We start from the raw sequence: 14,473 nt of genomic DNA on the forward strand, positions 1-14,473 counted from the left end.
GCCGGGCCCATGAAAACGCGATGTTGGTTTTTCTGTCATGACCCTCCCGTCCGATCTGCCCGCTGAACTCGCCCATCGTGGCGTGCGCCCGGCCGATCGCCTCGGTTTTACCCTGTTTCTCGCGGCGCTGATTCACCTGGCGCTGCTGCTCGGCGTCGGCTTCACCATGGTCGAGCCGCAGCAGATCAGCAAAACCCTGGAAATCACCCTGGCCACCTTCAAGGCCGAGAAGAAGCCGGAAAAGGCAGATTTTCTCGCTCAGGAAAACCAGGAAGGCAGCGGCACGCTTGATAAGAAGGCCCTGCCCAAGACCACTGAAGTCGCGCCGTTCCAGGACAATCAGGTCAAAAAGGTCACCCCGCCGCCCGCCGCCAAGCCAGTGGTGCAGGAAGCCGCACCGAAGGCAGCGGTGACCACCGTCGCGCCGAAACCGAAAAAGGCGCCGACCAAGAAAGAAGAAAACAAAACCGAAGTCAAACCGACCGTCGACGCGCCGGTGTTCGACAGCTCGCAGCTGTCCAGCGACATCGCCAGCCTCGAAGCGGAACTGGCCAAGGAACAACAGCTGTACGCCAAACGCCCGCGCATCCACCGCTTGAGCGCGGCTTCGACCATGCGCGACAAGGGCGCCTGGTACAAGGATGACTGGCGCAAGAAGGTCGAGCGCATCGGCAACCTCAACTACCCCGAAGAAGCCCGACGCAAGCAGATCTACGGCAATTTGCGCCTGATGGTCTCGATCAATCGCGACGGCTCGCTGTATGAGGTGCTGGTGCTGGAATCCTCCGGTCAGCCGCTGCTCGATCAGGCGGCGCAGCGCATCGTCCGCCTGGCCGCGCCGTTTGCACCGTTTACCGGCGATCTGTCGGACATCGACCGCCTGGAAATCATTCGCACCTGGAAATTTGCCCGGGGCGACAAGCTCTCAAGCAATTAAGAGCAAAATCAAAAGATCGCAGCCTTCGGCAGCTCCTACAGTGGGCCTGCGTACACCCTGTAGGAGCTGCCGAAGGCTGCGATCTTTTAAAGCCTCAGCTTGTCAGTTCGCCCTTGCGACGCCACACTAGCGCTCATGAAAAACGTCAGCCCCAGCTACCTCAAGCATCACTTCCTGATCGCCATGCCACACATGGCCGACCCGAACTTTGCCCACACCTTGACCTACATCGTCGAGCACACGGCCAATGGCGCGATGGGGCTGGTGGTCAACAGGCCGCAAGACTTGAACCTGGCCGACATCCTCGAACAGTTGCGCCCGGACATCGAGCCGCCGGCACGCTGCCAGGATGTGCCGATCTTCATCGGCGGGCCGGTGCAGACCGATCGCGGTTTCGTCCTGCACCCGGCGGGCCAAACGTTCCAGGCCACGGCGCAGCTGGACGGCGACCTGGCCCTGTCGACTTCGCAGGACGTGCTGTTCGCCATCGCTGACGGCGTCGGCCCCGCGCAGAGCCTGATCACCCTCGGTTACGCCGGCTGGGAAGCCGGGCAACTGGAAGCCGAACTGGCCGACAACGCCTGGCTGACCTGCCCTTTCAACGCCGACATACTGTTCAACACCCGCAGCGAATTGCGCCTGGAAGCGGCAGCGCGGCACTTGGGCATCGATCTCAATCTGCTCACCAGCCAGGCAGGTCACGCCTGATGGCCCTGCGCCTGATTCTCGGCTTCGACTACGGCACCAAACAGATCGGCGTCGCGGTCGGCCAGGTCATCACCGGCCAGGCCCGCGAGCTGTGCACTTTGAAAGCGCAGAACGGCGTGCCGAACTGGGATCAGGTCGAAGCGCTGATAAAAGAATGGAAACCCGACGCCGTGGTGGTCGGCCTGCCGCTGAACATGGACGGCACGCCGAGCGACATGTGCGTGCGCGCCGAGAAATTCGCCCGCCGCCTCAACGGCCGCTACAACCTGCCCTTCTATACCCACGACGAACGCCTGACCACTTTCGAAGCCAAGGGCGAGCGACTGGTGCGTGGCGGGCAGAAAGGCAGTTACCGCGACAACCCGGTGGACGCCATCGCCGCTGCCCTGCTGCTGCAGGGCTGGCTCGATGAAAACACTGCATTGTTTGAATCCTGACAAGCGCTTCGGCGCTTTTCTTTTGGTTATAAACCGAGCTTCGTCCAGCAGGACGCAGCGCGGAATCACGAAGGAGCAACCATGAGCCTGCCCAATCCCGCCGATCTGATCAGCCAGATGGCGACCCGCCTCAAGGCGCACCTTGCCCAGCGTGACATCAGCGAACCGCGTTACATCGGCATCCGCACCGGCGGCATCTGGGTCGCGCAGGCGCTGCTCAAGGAACTGAACAGCGATGCGCCACTGGGCACGCTGGATGTGTCCTTCTATCGCGATGACTTCAGCCAGAATGGCCTGCACCCGCAAGTGCGCCCGTCCGCCCTGCCCTTCGAGATCGAAGGCCAGCATCTGGTGCTGATCGACGACGTGCTGATGAGCGGTCGGACTATCCGCGCCGCGATGAATGAATTGTTCGATTACGGCCGCCCGGCCAGCGTCACCCTGGTCTGCCTGCTGGACCTGGACGCCGGCGAGCTGCCGATCCGCCCCAACGTGGTCGGCGCCACCCTGACCCTGGCCGGCAACCAGCGGGTCAAGTTGTCCGGCCCCGAGCCGCTGACGCTCGAACTGCAAGACGTCACCCTTTAATCCGCCCTATTGAGAGTCCCCCTCGCGATGACGCCTCTAGATACCAAGCGCCCGCTGCAGCTCAATGATCAGGGCCAGCTGCGCCACTTCCTCTCGCTCGACGGCCTGCGCCGCGAGTTGCTGACGGAAATCCTCGACACTGCCGACTCGTTCCTTGAAGTCGGCGCCCGGGCGGTGAAGAAGGTCCCGTTGCTGCGCGGCAAGACCGTGTGCAACGTGTTCTTCGAAAACTCCACGCGCACCCGCACCACGTTTGAACTGGCGGCCCAGCGGCTGTCGGCGGACGTGATCACCCTGAACGTGTCGACATCGTCGGCGAGCAAGGGCGAAACGCTGCTCGATACCCTGCGCAACCTTGAGGCGATGGCTGCCGACATGTTCGTCGTGCGCCACGGCGACTCGGGCGCGGCGCACTTCATCGCCGAGCATGTCTGCCCGCAGGTGGCGATCATCAACGGCGGCGACGGCCGGCATGCGCACCCGACCCAAGGCATGCTCGACATGCTCACCATCCGTCGGCACAAGGGCGGTTTCGAAAACCTTTCGGTGGCGATCGTCGGCGACATCCTGCATTCGCGTGTGGCGCGCTCGAACATGCTCGCGCTGAAAACCCTCGGCTGCCCGGATATCCGCGTGATCGCGCCGAAAACCCTGCTGCCGATCGGCATCGAGCAATACGGCGTCAAGGTCTACACCGACATGGCTGAAGGCCTCAAGGACGTCGACGTGGTGATCATGCTGCGCCTGCAACGTGAGCGCATGACCGGCGGCCTGCTGCCCAGCGAAGGCGAGTTCTATCGCCTGTTCGGCCTGACCACCGCACGTCTGGCCGGAGCCAAACCCGATTGCATCGTCATGCACCCGGGGCCGATCAACCGTGGTGTGGAGATCGAGTCGGCGGTGGCCGACGGCCCGCACTCGGTGATCCTCAATCAAGTGACCTACGGCATCGCGATTCGTATGGCTGTGCTGTCCATGGCCATGAGCGGGCAGACTGCGCAACGTCAATTCGAGCAGGAGAACGCCCAGTGAAGCTCAGCATTCTCGGCGCACGCGTTATCGATCCCAGCAGCGGCCTGGATCAAATCACCGACATCCACGTTGAAGCCTGCAAGATCGTCGCCCTCGGCGCCGCACCGGCCGGTTTCAGCGCAGTAGAAACCATCGATGCCCAAGGCCTGGTCGCCGCGCCTGGCCTGGTCGACCTCAACGTCGCCCTGCGCGAGCCGGGCTACAGCCGCAAAGGCTCGATCGTCAGCGAAACCCGCGCCGCCGCTGCCGGTGGCGTGACCAGCCTGTGCTGCCCACCGAAGACCAGACCGGTGCTCGACACCTCGGCCGTCGCCGAACTGATCCTCGACCGCGCCCGCGAGGCCGGCAACACCAAGGTGTTTCCGATCGGCGCCCTGAGCAAAGGCCTCGACGGCGAGCAATTGGCCGAACTGGTCGCCCTGCGCGACGCCGGTTGCGTAGCGTTCGGCAACGGTCTGGAGAGCTTTCGCAACAGCCGCACCCTGTGCCGGGCGCTGGAATATGCGGCGACTTTCGACCTGACGGTGATCTTCAACTCGCAGGATCACGATCTGGCCGACGGCGGTCTGGCCCACGAAGGCGCGGTCGCCAGTTTCCTTGGCCTGCCGGGCATCCCGGAGACGGCGGAAACCGTGGCGCTGGCTCGCGATCTGCTGCTGGTCGAGCAAACCGGCGTACGTGCGCATTTCAGCCAGTTGACCAGTGCGCGCGGTGTGGCGCTGATTGCCCAGGCCCAGGCCCGTGGCTTGAAGGTAACGGCGGATGTTGCGCTGTATCAGCTGATCCTGACTGACGAAGCGCTGATCGACTTCAACAGCCTCTACCACGTGCAACCGCCGCTGCGCACCCGCGCCGATCGCGATGGCCTGCGTGAGGCAGTGAAGTCCGGGGTGGTCTCGGCCATTTCCAGCCATCACCAGCCCCACGAGCGCGACGCCAAACTGGCCCCGTTCGGCGCCACCGAGCCGGGCATCAGCAGTGTTGAGTTGCTGCTGCCGCTGGCGATGACGCTGGTTGAGGATGGTTTGCTCGACTTGCCGACGCTATTGGCTCGGTTGAGCGCAGGCCCGGCCGAAGCGCTGCGCCTGCCGGCGGGCAAACTGGCGGTAGGCGGCGCGGCGGATATCGTGCTGTTCGATCCGAAGTCTTCGACGGTGGCCGGTGAACACTGGCTGTCGAAGGGCGAGAACTGCCCGTTCATCGGCCACAGTCTGCCGGGCGTGGTGCGCTATACGCTGGTAGATGGGCGGATTACGCACCAGGCTTGATAGCCAGTTGACCCCTTCGCGAGCAGGCTCGCTCCCACAGGTATTGCGGTGATTCCTGTAGGAGCGAGCCTGCTCGCGAAAGCTTACTGGAAGGCGCCGCGATTCTGCGCGTTGCGCACCGACACCTGATCGTTCAGGGTCCAGAAGTCATACAGCACACCAATAAAGAACAACCCGCCGGTCAGCAGATACAGCAAGCCGCTGATCCATTTGCCCTGATACATCCGGTGTACGCCGAACACACCGAGGAAAGTCAGCAGAATCCACGCGACGTTGTACTCGATCGGCCCGGCAGCAAAGCGCAAATCCGCTTCGCGATCCATCGCCGGGATCAGAAACAGGTCGATCAGCCAGCCAATCCCCAGCAAACCGAAGGTGAAGAACCAGATCGTTCCGGTCACCGGCTTGCCGTAATAAAAGCGGTGCGCGCCGGTGAATCCGAAAATCCACAGCAGGTAGCCGATGACTTTGCTGTGAGTGTCTTTTTCTTTCACGCGGGGTAGCTGATAGCTGTTCATTAAGACCTCATTGCACTCGATAGATAAATATTCTTCATTTCTTTGTGACTTTTTTACAGGTGGCCGACGTATGGCAAATGTTACCGTTGCTAGCGCGAAACCCTTGTAGAACCTGACTTCTGTCGGACAATTGCGTACTTTTTGAGCGTTTTTGGTTCCGTAGCCGGCGGAATGAATCGATGAACGGGCTCGGAACGGCAAAAAAAGCTGTTATAAAGTTGCGCGCTATCACTTATGAGCCACGCCTAATGCGACCATTTTTCAAGACATGGCTGACTATTTGCCTATTAATGCCACTGGCCGCCCACGCCACCAATCGTGAGCAACGTCTTCCCAACGTTAACGGCTTCACCCCTAAATCCCATGCTTCGGCTCCATCGAGCAAAAGCAGCAAGAGCAAGACCACCACGCTGAGCAGCAAGAGCCGCAGCAAGCTGGTGCCACCGATGGCGAGCAAGGAAAGCAGCAATGTGCTAAGCCGTGCGGTAAACGTCCTCGGTACACCTTATCGTTGGGGCGGCAGCAGCCCAAGTAAAGGCTTCGATTGCAGCGGTCTGGTGAAATACGCGTTCAACGACGCTACTTTCGACCTGCCACGCACCTCCAATGCCATGGCCAGCGGTCACGGCGAGAAAGTCGAGCGCAAGGATCTGAAGCCGGGCGATCTGATTTTCTTCAACATCAAGAGCCGTCGGGTCAACCACGTTGCCATCTACCTGGGCAACGACCGCTTCATCCACGCCCCGCGCCGTGGCAAAGCGGTGAGCATCGACACGCTGAACAAGCCGTACTGGGAAAAGCATTACGTCGTGGCCAAACGCGTGTTGCCGAAAGAACAACAGCAGATGCGCGTAGTCCAGCGCTGAGCTGTTTGATCTCCTGAATCAGCTTCAGCAGTACCGGCCTTTTCGCGAGCAGGCTCGCTCCCACAGAAGAATGCATTCCAGCTGAAGGAATACGGTTTGATGTGGGAGCGAGCCTGCTCGCGAAGGGGCCGGCAGCCGCACCAGCGACCCTCAGAAATTATCAGGCGTACGCGCCTTCTCCCGCGCATGCTCGCGGCTGATCAAGCCCTTGGTCACCAAATCCTTCAGGCACATATCGAGTGTCTGCATGCCCAACGACCCACCGGTCTGAATCGCTGAATACATCTGCGCCACCTTGTCCTCGCGGATCAGGTTACGGATCGCCGATGTCCCGAGCATGATTTCATGCGCCGCCACCCGCCCGCCGCCGATCTTCTTGATCAATGTCTGCGACACCACCGCCAGCAACGACTCCGACAGCATCGAACGCACCATCGACTTCTCGTCGCCGGGGAACACATCCACCACGCGGTCGATGGTCTTCGCCGCCGAGGTCGTGTGCAGGGTGCCGAATACCAGATGCCCGGTCTCGGCGGCGGTCAGCGCCAGGCGAATGGTTTCCAGATCACGCATTTCGCCGACCAGAATCACGTCCGGGTCTTCACGCAAGGCCGAACGCAGCGCGGTGGCGAAGCTGCGCGTATCGCGATGGACTTCGCGCTGATTGATCAGGCATTTGCGCGATTCATGGACGAACTCGATGGGGTCCTCAATGGTGAGGATGTGGTGATGGCGATGGGTGTTGAGGTAATCGATCATCGCCGCCAGCGTGGTCGATTTGCCGGAGCCGGTCGGCCCGGTGACCAGCACCAGCCCGCGCGGCGCGTCCGTGATCTTGCGGAAAACATCGCCCATGGCGAGGTCTTCCATGCTCAGCACTTTCGACGGAATAGTGCGGAACACGGCGCCGGCGCCACGGTTCTGGTTGAATGCGTTGACCCGAAAGCGCGCCACGCCGGGTACATCGAAGGAAAAATCCGTTTCCAGATTTTTCTCGAATTCGATGCGCTGGGTGTCGTTCATGATGTCGTAGATCAGATCGTGCACTTGCTTGTGATCCAGCGCCGGCAGATTGATCCGTCGCACGTCGCCATCGACACGGATCATCGGCGGCAGGCCGGCCGACAGGTGCAGGTCGGAAGCGCCCTGTTTGGCGCTGAAGGCCAGCAGTTCAGTGATATCCATAGCGTCCCTCAATTCCAGTAGAATGCCGCGAACCTACAGACCGCCGGCGCCTCTTGATGTCCACGATAGCAGACAACATCCTTCAGGTTAGTTCGCGCATCCAGGCAGCGGCGAAAGCTGCGCACCGCGACGAAAACAGCATCCATTTGCTCGCCGTGAGCAAGACCAAACCCGCCCAGGCCCTGCGTGAAGCCTATGCCGCCGGCCTGCGCGACTTCGGCGAGAACTACTTGCAGGAAGCCTTGGGCAAACAGCTGGAGCTGGCCGACCTGCCCTTGATCTGGCACTTCATCGGCCCCATTCAATCGAACAAGACTCGCGCGATTGCCGAGCATTTCGACTGGGTGCACTCCGTGGATCGTCTGAAAATTGCCCAACGCCTGTCCGAGCAGCGCCCTGCCGAACTGCCGCCCCTGAACATCTGCATTCAAGTCAATGTCAGCGGCGAAGCGAGCAAATCCGGTTGCACCCCGACCGATCTGCCGGCGCTGGCCGAGGCCATCAGCGCCCTGCCCCGGCTGAAATTGCGCGGACTGATGGCGATTCCCGAGCCGACCGAAGAGCGCGCTGAACAGGACGCTGCCTTCGCCGCCGTGCAGACATTGCAGGCGAGCCTCGCTCTGCCGCTCGACACACTGTCCATGGGCATGAGCCACGACCTCGAGTCGGCCATTGCCCAAGGCGCCACCTGGGTGCGGATCGGTACCGCGCTGTTTGGCGCCAGAGATTATTCCCAGTCTTGAACGTTTCCAGATAAGGACCACACATGAGCAACACACGTATTGCGTTTATCGGTGCGGGCAACATGGCGGCCAGTCTGATTGGCGGCTTGCGCGCCAAAGGTCTGGAAGCGGCGCAGATCCGCGCCAGCGACCCGGGCGAAGACACCCGTGCCAAGGTCAGCGCCGAACACGGCATCGAAACCTTCGGTGACAACGCCCAGGCCATCGACGGCGTCGATGTCATCGTGCTGGCGGTCAAGCCACAGGCGATGAAAGCCGTGTGCGAGGCGATTCGCCCAAGCCTGAAACCGAATCAACTGGTGGTGTCGATCGCCGCCGGCATTACCTGCGCGAGCATGACCGCGTGGCTCGGCGAACAGCCAATCGTGCGCTGCATGCCGAACACCCCGGCGCTGCTGCGTCAGGGTGTCAGCGGTTTGTACGCGACCAGCGAAGTAACCGCCGAGCAGCGTCAGCAAGCCGAAGAGCTGCTGTCCGCCGTCGGCATCGCCCTGTGGCTGGAAGAAGAACAGCAACTGGACGCAGTCACCGCAGTGTCCGGCTCCGGCCCGGCGTACTTCTTCCTGCTGATCGAAGCGATGACCGCCGCCGGCGTCAAACTTGGCCTGCCAAAAGAGATCGCTGAGCAACTGACCGTGCAGACTGCTCTGGGCGCCGCGCACATGGCGGTGTCCAGCGATGTCGATGCAGCCGAACTGCGCCGCCGCGTGACCTCGCCGAATGGCACCACGGAAGCTGCGATCAAATCATTCCAGGCTGGCGGCTTCGAAGCGCTGGTTGAAACCGCACTCGGCGCCGCCGCGCACCGCTCGGCCGAAATGGCCGAACAACTGGGCAAATAAAGGAGCCTTACATGATCGGATTGAACACCGCAGCGGTTTACGTGCTGCAAACCCTCGGCAGCCTGTACCTGCTGATCGTGCTGCTGCGCTTCGTCCTGCAACTGGTGCGGGCGAACTTCTATAACCCGCTGTGCCAGTTCGTGGTCAAGGCCACTCAGCCGCTGCTCAAGCCTTTGCGCCGGATCATCCCAAGCCTGTTCGGCCTCGACATGTCGTCGCTGGTGCTGGCGATTCTGGTGCAACTGCTGCTGATGGCGCTGACCCTGCTGCTGACCTACGGCACCACCGGAAACCCGCTGCAACTGTTGATCTGGTCGCTGATCGGCGTCACTGCACTGTTCCTGAAGATCTTCTTCTTCGCTCTGATCATCAGCGTGATTCTGTCGTGGGTCGCACCGGGCAGCCACAATCCGGGCGCTGAGCTGGTCAACCAGATCTGCGAACCGGCGCTGGCACCGTTCCGCCGCTTCCTGCCGAACCTTGGTGGCCTGGATCTGTCGCCGATCTTCGCCTTCCTTGCGCTTAAATTGATCGACATGCTGGTGATCAACAATCTGGCGGCGATGACGATGATGCCGGAGATTTTGCGTTTGCTGATGTGAGGTCGGGGGATGGGCGCTCGTCTTGATGTCGGCGTCGCCTGCGCCCCTCACCCCAGCCCTCTCCCGAGGGAGAGGGAGCCGATCGGGTTGTTTTCAAGGCCTGAGTTCGACTCGATATCTCAGGTCAGCATCACTCTGAAGATCGCCGCGGTCAGTCCCCTCTCCCTCCGGGAGAGGGTTAGGGTGAGGGCCGCTTGCCGCTACCCCCCACGGTCTTTAGACTTACGCCTCATTTCAACGAGAGCAGGGTCGATGCCAACTGCCTTTCCCGCCGATTCTGTTGGTCTGGTAACGCCGCAAACCGCGCATTTCAGCGAACCGCTGACGCTGGCCTGTGGCCGTTCGCTGGCCGCTTATGACCTGATTTATGAAACCTACGGCACGCTGAACGCCCAGGCGAGCAACGCCGTGCTGATCTGCCACGCGCTGTCCGGTCATCATCACGCCGCTGGTTATCACAGCGTCGACGACCGCAAGCCCGGTTGGTGGGACAGCTGCATCGGCCCCGGCAAGCCGATCGACACCAACAAGTTCTACGTGGTCAGCCTGAACAACCTCGGCGGCTGCAACGGCTCCACCGGCCCGAGCAGCGTCAACCCGGAGACCGGCAAGCCGTTCGGCGCCGATTTCCCGGTGCTCACCGTGGAAGACTGGGTGCACAGCCAGGCGCGTCTGGCTGACCTGCTCGGCATCGGCCAGTGGGCAGCGGTGATCGGCGGCAGCCTCGGCGGCATGCAGGCGTTGCAATGGACCATCACCTACCCGGATCGCGTGCGGCACTGCCTGGCCATCGCCTCGGCGCCTAAATTGTCGGCGCAGAACATTGCCTTCAACGAAGTCGCGCGCCAGGCGATCCTCACCGATCCGGAATTCCACGGCGGTTCGTTCCAGGAAGCCGGCGTGATCCCCAAGCGCGGGCTGATGCTGGCGCGCATGGTCGGGCACATTACCTATCTGTCCGATGATTCCATGGGTGAGAAATTCGGCCGCGGCCTGAAGAGCGAAAAGCTCAACTACGACTTCCACAGTGTCGAGTTCCAGGTCGAAAGCTACCTGCGTTATCAGGGCGAAGAGTTCTCCGGGCGCTTCGATGCCAACACTTATCTGTTGATGACCAAAGCGCTGGACTACTTCGATCCGGCGGCGAACTTCGACGATGATCTGGCGAAAACCTTCGAAAACGCCACAGCCAAGTTCTGCGTGATGTCGTTCACCACCGACTGGCGCTTTTCTCCTGCGCGTTCGCGGGAACTGGTGGATGCGCTGATGGCCGCGCGCAAGGACGTCAGCTATCTGGAAATTGACGCACCGCAAGGCCACGACGCCTTCCTGATTCCGATCCCGCGTTACTTGCAGGCGTTCGGCAATTACATGAACCGCATTTCGTTGTGAGAAAGCCATGAGAGCTGATCTGGAAATCATCCAGGAATGGATCCCCGCCGGCAGCCGCGTCCTCGACCTCGGTTGCGGTGACGGCGAGCTGCTGACCTGGCTGCGCGACAACAAGAACGTCACCGGTTATGGCCTGGAAAACGACGCCGACAACATCGCCGAGTGCGTGGCCAAGGGCATCAACGTCATCGAGCAGGATCTGGACAAAGGCCTGGGCAACTTCGCCAGCAACAGTTTCGACATCGTCGTCATGACCCAGGCCCTGCAAGCGGTGCATTACCCGGACAAGATCCTCGACGAAATGCTTCGGGTCGGCCGTCAGTGCATCATTACCTTCCCCAACTTCGGTCACTGGCGCTGCCGCTGGTATCTGGCGAGCAAGGGCCGCATGCCGGTCTCGGAATTCCTGCCCTACACCTGGTACAACACGCCGAACATTCACTTCTGCACCTTCGAGGACTTCGAAGAGTTGTGCCGCGAACGTGACGCCAAGGTCATTGATCGGCTTGCCGTGGATCAACAGCACCGCCACGGGTGGGCCAGTAAGCTATGGCCTAATCTGTTAGGTGAAATCGGTATCTACCGCGTCAGCAGTCCGCAGTTGGCGGACGCCCGAGTCGCGGTCTGAGCCAGGGCATTTGAAGGAGCACGAACATGAGCCGTCTAGCGTTGCTGTTATTCACCGCCTGCCTGAGCGCCAGCACCATGGCGGCGGACGTCATCAAAGGTGAGCGCAAGGAAACCTTCGGCGACATCACGGTGCACTACAACACCTTCAACTCGACGTTCCTGCAACCGGACATCGCCAAGGCCGCCGAGCTGATCCGCAGCAAGAACCAGGGCGTGATCAATGTTTCGGTGGTCAAGGACGGCAAACCGGTGATCGCCAGCGTCACCGGCACGATCAAGGACCTGACCAGCAACAGCGTGCCGCTGAAATTCCGCCAGGTCACCGAACAGGGCGCGATCTACTACATCGCCCAGTACCCGGTGCCGCAGCAGGAAACCCGCACCTTTGAAATCAAGGTGCAGAACGGCGACAAGATCAACACTATCAATTTCAACCAAGAACTCTTTCCCGGCGAATGATGAACATCAAGCAGCTCGTACTGGCCAGCCATAACGCCGGCAAACTCAAAGAACTTCAGGCCATGCTCGGCGACTCGGTGCAACTGCGCTCGATTGGCGAGTGGAGCAAGGTCGAGCCGGAAGAAACCGGCCTGTCGTTCGTCGAGAACGCGATTCTCAAGGCGCGCAACGCCGCGCATATTTCCGGGCTGCCGGCACTGGCCGATGATTCCGGGCTGGCGGTGGATTTCCTTGGCGGCGCACCGGGTATCTACTCGGCGCGTTACGCCGACGGTCAAGGCGATGCGGCGAACAACGCCAAACTGCTCGATGCGCTGAAGGACGTGCCACAAGCCGAGCGCGGCGCGCAGTTCGTCTGCGTATTGGCACTGGTGCGCCACGCCGATGATCCGCTGCCGATTCTCTGCGAAGGTCTGTGGCACGGGCGCATCCTCACCGCAGCCAGCGGCGAACACGGCTTCGGTTACGACCCGCTGTTCTGGGTGCCGGAGCGCGACTGCTCCAGCGCCGAGCTGAGCCCGGCCGACAAGAACCAGATCAGCCACCGCGCCCGTGCAATGGATCTGCTGCGCCAGCGTCTGGGCTTGAAATGACCACTGATTCTTCCGCGTCGTCGCTGATTATCGGCGGCGCCGCGTCCTCGCCTCGGGCGCCGCTGCCAACTCTGCCGCCCCTGGCGCTGTACATCCACATTCCGTGGTGTGTGCGCAAATGCCCGTATTGCGATTTCAACTCGCACACCGCCAGCCCGGTGCTGCCGGAGCAGGAATACGTCGACGCGCTGCTGGCCGATCTCGATCAGGATCTGCATGCGGTGTATGGCCGTGAGCTGACTTCGATTTTCTTCGGTGGCGGGACGCCCAGCCTGTTCAGCGCCGAAGCCCTCGGGCGTTTGTTGAAGGGCGTCGAACAACGCATCCCGTTCGCTGCCGACATCGAAATCACCCTTGAGGCCAATCCGGGCACCTTCGAGCAAGAGAAGTTTGTCGCCTATCGCAAGCTGGGGATCAATCGGCTGTCGATCGGTATCCAGAGCTTTCAGCAGGAAAAGCTTGAGGCCCTCGGCCGCATCCACAACGGTGACGAAGCCGTGCGTGCGGCGGGCATGGCGCGGCAGGCCGGGTTCGATAACTTCAACCTGGACTTGATGCACGGTTTGCCCGATCAGTCGCTGGACGATGCCTTGAGCGATCTGCGTCAGGCCATTGCGCTGCAGCCGACGCACATTTCCTGGTATCAGCTGACGCTGGAGCCGAACACGGTGTTCTGGAATCAGCCGCCAGTGCTGCCGGAAGACGACACGCTGTGGGACATTCAGGAAGCCGGTCAGGCGCTGCTGGCCGAGCACGGTTACGCGCAATACGAAGTATCGGCGTATGCCCAGGCCGGTCGACCGGCGCGGCATAACCTTAATTACTGGAGCTTCGGCGACTTCATCGGCATCGGCGCCGGTGCCCATGGCAAGTTGAGCCACCCGGACGGGCGCATCGTGCGCACATGGAAAACCCGCCTGCCGAAGGATTATCTGAACCCGGCGAAAAGCTTTCAGGCCGGCGAGAAATCGCTGAGCAATGACGAGATGCCGTTCGAGTTCCTGATGAACGCCCTGCGCCTGACTGCCGGGGTCGAATCGCGCCTGTATCCGGAGCGCACCGGCCTGTCGCTGGACACCCTCGCCGAAGGCCGGCGCGAAGCCGAACAAAGCGGCCTGTTGCAGGTCGAACCGTCACGCCTGGCGGCGACCGAACGCGGCCAACTGTTCCTCAACGATTTGCTGCAACAATTTCTGAACTGACTTCAGCTCAAAGGGAAAACGCATGGATTTGATACTCGACCTGCTGGCCACCGTCTCCCGCTGGAGCCGCAGCAATCTCTCGGAAATCGCCCTGGCGCTGGTCGGTTGCCTGCTGGTGCTGTTCGGCGCTGACTTCAAAGGCTGGGTCGAGCAACGCCTGGGCAGCATCGCCGGCGCCCTGCGCGTGCCCCTGATGGCCCTGCTCTGCCTGATCGGCAGCGGCGCCGCGCTGATCTACGCCACGCCGTGGGTGATCAAAGGCCTGAGCCAGTTCAACAACTACAGCCTGGCGCCGGTGCTGCTGGTAGTGCTGGTGTTGATCGGTGTGGTTGCTGATCGCCGCTGACCCCGCAAACACCCCAAAACAAAATTTGGGAGCGAGCCTGCTCGCGAAGGCGTCTTTACATCCAACATCATCGTTGATTGTCAGACCGCTTTCGCGAGCAGGCTCGCTCCCACTGTTGATCGCAA

The 14,473-nt window shown here is 61.5% G+C and carries 18 protein-coding genes; 16 read left to right on the forward strand and 2 right to left on the reverse strand.

Annotation, left to right across the window (positions count from 1 at the left end; all coding sequences use genetic code 11):
* Positions 1–37 precede the first annotated feature (37 nt).
* The 6 genes from AC0Z5Z_RS00985 to AC0Z5Z_RS01010 all read left to right on the forward strand — a co-directional run bounded on the left by AC0Z5Z_RS00985 (position 38) and on the right by AC0Z5Z_RS01010 (position 4,970).
* On the forward strand, positions 38–937 hold the full coding sequence (locus AC0Z5Z_RS00985) for an energy transducer TonB (RefSeq protein WP_485610594.1): 900 nt from the start codon (positions 38–40) through the stop codon (positions 935–937).
* Between the two features lie 135 nt (positions 938–1,072).
* Entirely contained in the window at positions 1,073–1,645 is a 573-nt protein-coding gene (locus AC0Z5Z_RS00990; RefSeq protein ID WP_016772739.1) for a YqgE/AlgH family protein, read from the forward strand.
* Positions 1,645–2,082 carry a Holliday junction resolvase RuvX gene (gene ruvX / locus AC0Z5Z_RS00995; RefSeq protein WP_041476809.1) on the forward strand — a complete coding sequence of 146 codons (438 nt, stop codon included), beginning with the start codon at positions 1,645–1,647 and terminating at the stop codon, positions 2,080–2,082. The genes AC0Z5Z_RS00990 and ruvX overlap by 1 nt, the downstream gene beginning before the upstream one ends.
* A gap of 81 nt (positions 2,083–2,163) precedes the next feature.
* Positions 2,164–2,670 carry a bifunctional pyr operon transcriptional regulator/uracil phosphoribosyltransferase PyrR gene (gene pyrR, locus AC0Z5Z_RS01000; protein ID WP_016772737.1) on the forward strand — a complete coding sequence of 169 codons (507 nt, stop codon included), beginning with the start codon at positions 2,164–2,166 and terminating at the stop codon, positions 2,668–2,670.
* 27 nt (positions 2,671–2,697) lie between these two features.
* Positions 2,698–3,702 (forward strand): aspartate carbamoyltransferase catalytic subunit, encoded by a 1,005-nt coding sequence (locus AC0Z5Z_RS01005; protein ID WP_016772736.1) that lies wholly within the window; start codon positions 2,698–2,700, stop codon positions 3,700–3,702.
* Positions 3,699–4,970, forward strand: a complete 1,272-nt coding sequence (locus AC0Z5Z_RS01010) for a dihydroorotase (protein WP_485610595.1) — start codon at positions 3,699–3,701, stop codon at positions 4,968–4,970. The genes AC0Z5Z_RS01005 and AC0Z5Z_RS01010 overlap by 4 nt, the downstream gene beginning before the upstream one ends.
* An 83-nt stretch (positions 4,971–5,053) precedes the next feature.
* On the opposite strand, the gene AC0Z5Z_RS01015 is transcribed toward AC0Z5Z_RS01010, so the two are convergent.
* Entirely contained in the window at positions 5,054–5,488 is a 435-nt protein-coding gene (locus AC0Z5Z_RS01015) for an NINE protein (protein ID WP_016772734.1), read from the reverse strand.
* 248 nt (positions 5,489–5,736) lie between these two features.
* Between AC0Z5Z_RS01015 and AC0Z5Z_RS01020 the strand changes: the two genes are divergently transcribed.
* On the forward strand, positions 5,737–6,354 hold the full coding sequence (locus tag AC0Z5Z_RS01020) for a C40 family peptidase (RefSeq protein ID WP_016772733.1): 618 nt from the start codon (positions 5,737–5,739) through the stop codon (positions 6,352–6,354).
* Between the two features lie 150 nt (positions 6,355–6,504).
* On the opposite strand, the gene AC0Z5Z_RS01025 is transcribed toward AC0Z5Z_RS01020, so the two are convergent.
* Positions 6,505–7,539 carry a type IV pilus twitching motility protein PilT gene (locus AC0Z5Z_RS01025; RefSeq protein ID WP_016772732.1) on the reverse strand — a complete coding sequence of 345 codons (1,035 nt, stop codon included), beginning with the start codon at positions 7,537–7,539 and terminating at the stop codon, positions 6,505–6,507.
* A gap of 56 nt (positions 7,540–7,595) precedes the next feature.
* Between AC0Z5Z_RS01025 and AC0Z5Z_RS01030 the strand changes: the two genes are divergently transcribed.
* From AC0Z5Z_RS01030 to AC0Z5Z_RS01070, 9 genes are all read left to right on the forward strand, one after another.
* The gene (locus tag AC0Z5Z_RS01030; RefSeq protein WP_056786387.1) at positions 7,596–8,282 is read left to right on the forward strand and encodes a YggS family pyridoxal phosphate-dependent enzyme; all 687 of its coding nucleotides are present in this window, start codon (positions 7,596–7,598) and stop codon (positions 8,280–8,282) included.
* A 23-nt stretch (positions 8,283–8,305) separates the two neighbouring features.
* Positions 8,306–9,124: a pyrroline-5-carboxylate reductase gene (proC, locus tag AC0Z5Z_RS01035; protein ID WP_485610596.1), complete on the forward strand. Its 819-nt coding sequence runs from the start codon at positions 8,306–8,308 to the stop codon at positions 9,122–9,124.
* Between the two features lie 11 nt (positions 9,125–9,135).
* Positions 9,136–9,726: a YggT family protein gene (locus tag AC0Z5Z_RS01040; protein ID WP_039757546.1), complete on the forward strand. Its 591-nt coding sequence runs from the start codon at positions 9,136–9,138 to the stop codon at positions 9,724–9,726.
* A gap of 252 nt (positions 9,727–9,978) precedes the next feature.
* Entirely contained in the window at positions 9,979–11,118 is a 1,140-nt protein-coding gene (gene metX / locus AC0Z5Z_RS01045; RefSeq protein WP_252877050.1) for a homoserine O-succinyltransferase MetX, read from the forward strand.
* Positions 11,119–11,125: 7 nt separating this feature from the next.
* On the forward strand, positions 11,126–11,746 hold the full coding sequence (metW, locus tag AC0Z5Z_RS01050; RefSeq protein ID WP_056786380.1) for a methionine biosynthesis protein MetW: 621 nt from the start codon (positions 11,126–11,128) through the stop codon (positions 11,744–11,746).
* Between the two features lie 26 nt (positions 11,747–11,772).
* Entirely contained in the window at positions 11,773–12,207 is a 435-nt protein-coding gene (locus AC0Z5Z_RS01055; RefSeq protein WP_041476817.1) for a DUF4426 domain-containing protein, read from the forward strand.
* Complete coding sequence (gene rdgB, locus AC0Z5Z_RS01060) at positions 12,204–12,800, forward strand: RdgB/HAM1 family non-canonical purine NTP pyrophosphatase (RefSeq protein ID WP_485610597.1); 597 nt, start codon at positions 12,204–12,206, stop codon at positions 12,798–12,800. Before AC0Z5Z_RS01055 ends, rdgB begins: the two co-directional genes overlap by 4 nt.
* Positions 12,797–14,002, forward strand: a complete 1,206-nt coding sequence (hemW, locus tag AC0Z5Z_RS01065; protein ID WP_252882817.1) for a radical SAM family heme chaperone HemW — start codon at positions 12,797–12,799, stop codon at positions 14,000–14,002. The genes rdgB and hemW overlap by 4 nt, the downstream gene beginning before the upstream one ends.
* A gap of 22 nt (positions 14,003–14,024) precedes the next feature.
* A complete protein-coding gene (locus tag AC0Z5Z_RS01070; protein WP_008083808.1) occupies positions 14,025–14,348 on the forward strand; it encodes a DUF3392 domain-containing protein in 324 nt (107 codons plus the stop codon).
* The last annotated feature ends 125 nt before the right edge of the window (positions 14,349–14,473 follow it).

The sequence above is a fragment of the Pseudomonas sp. 1L-E-NC-VB-C3 genome (assembly GCF_057291535.1).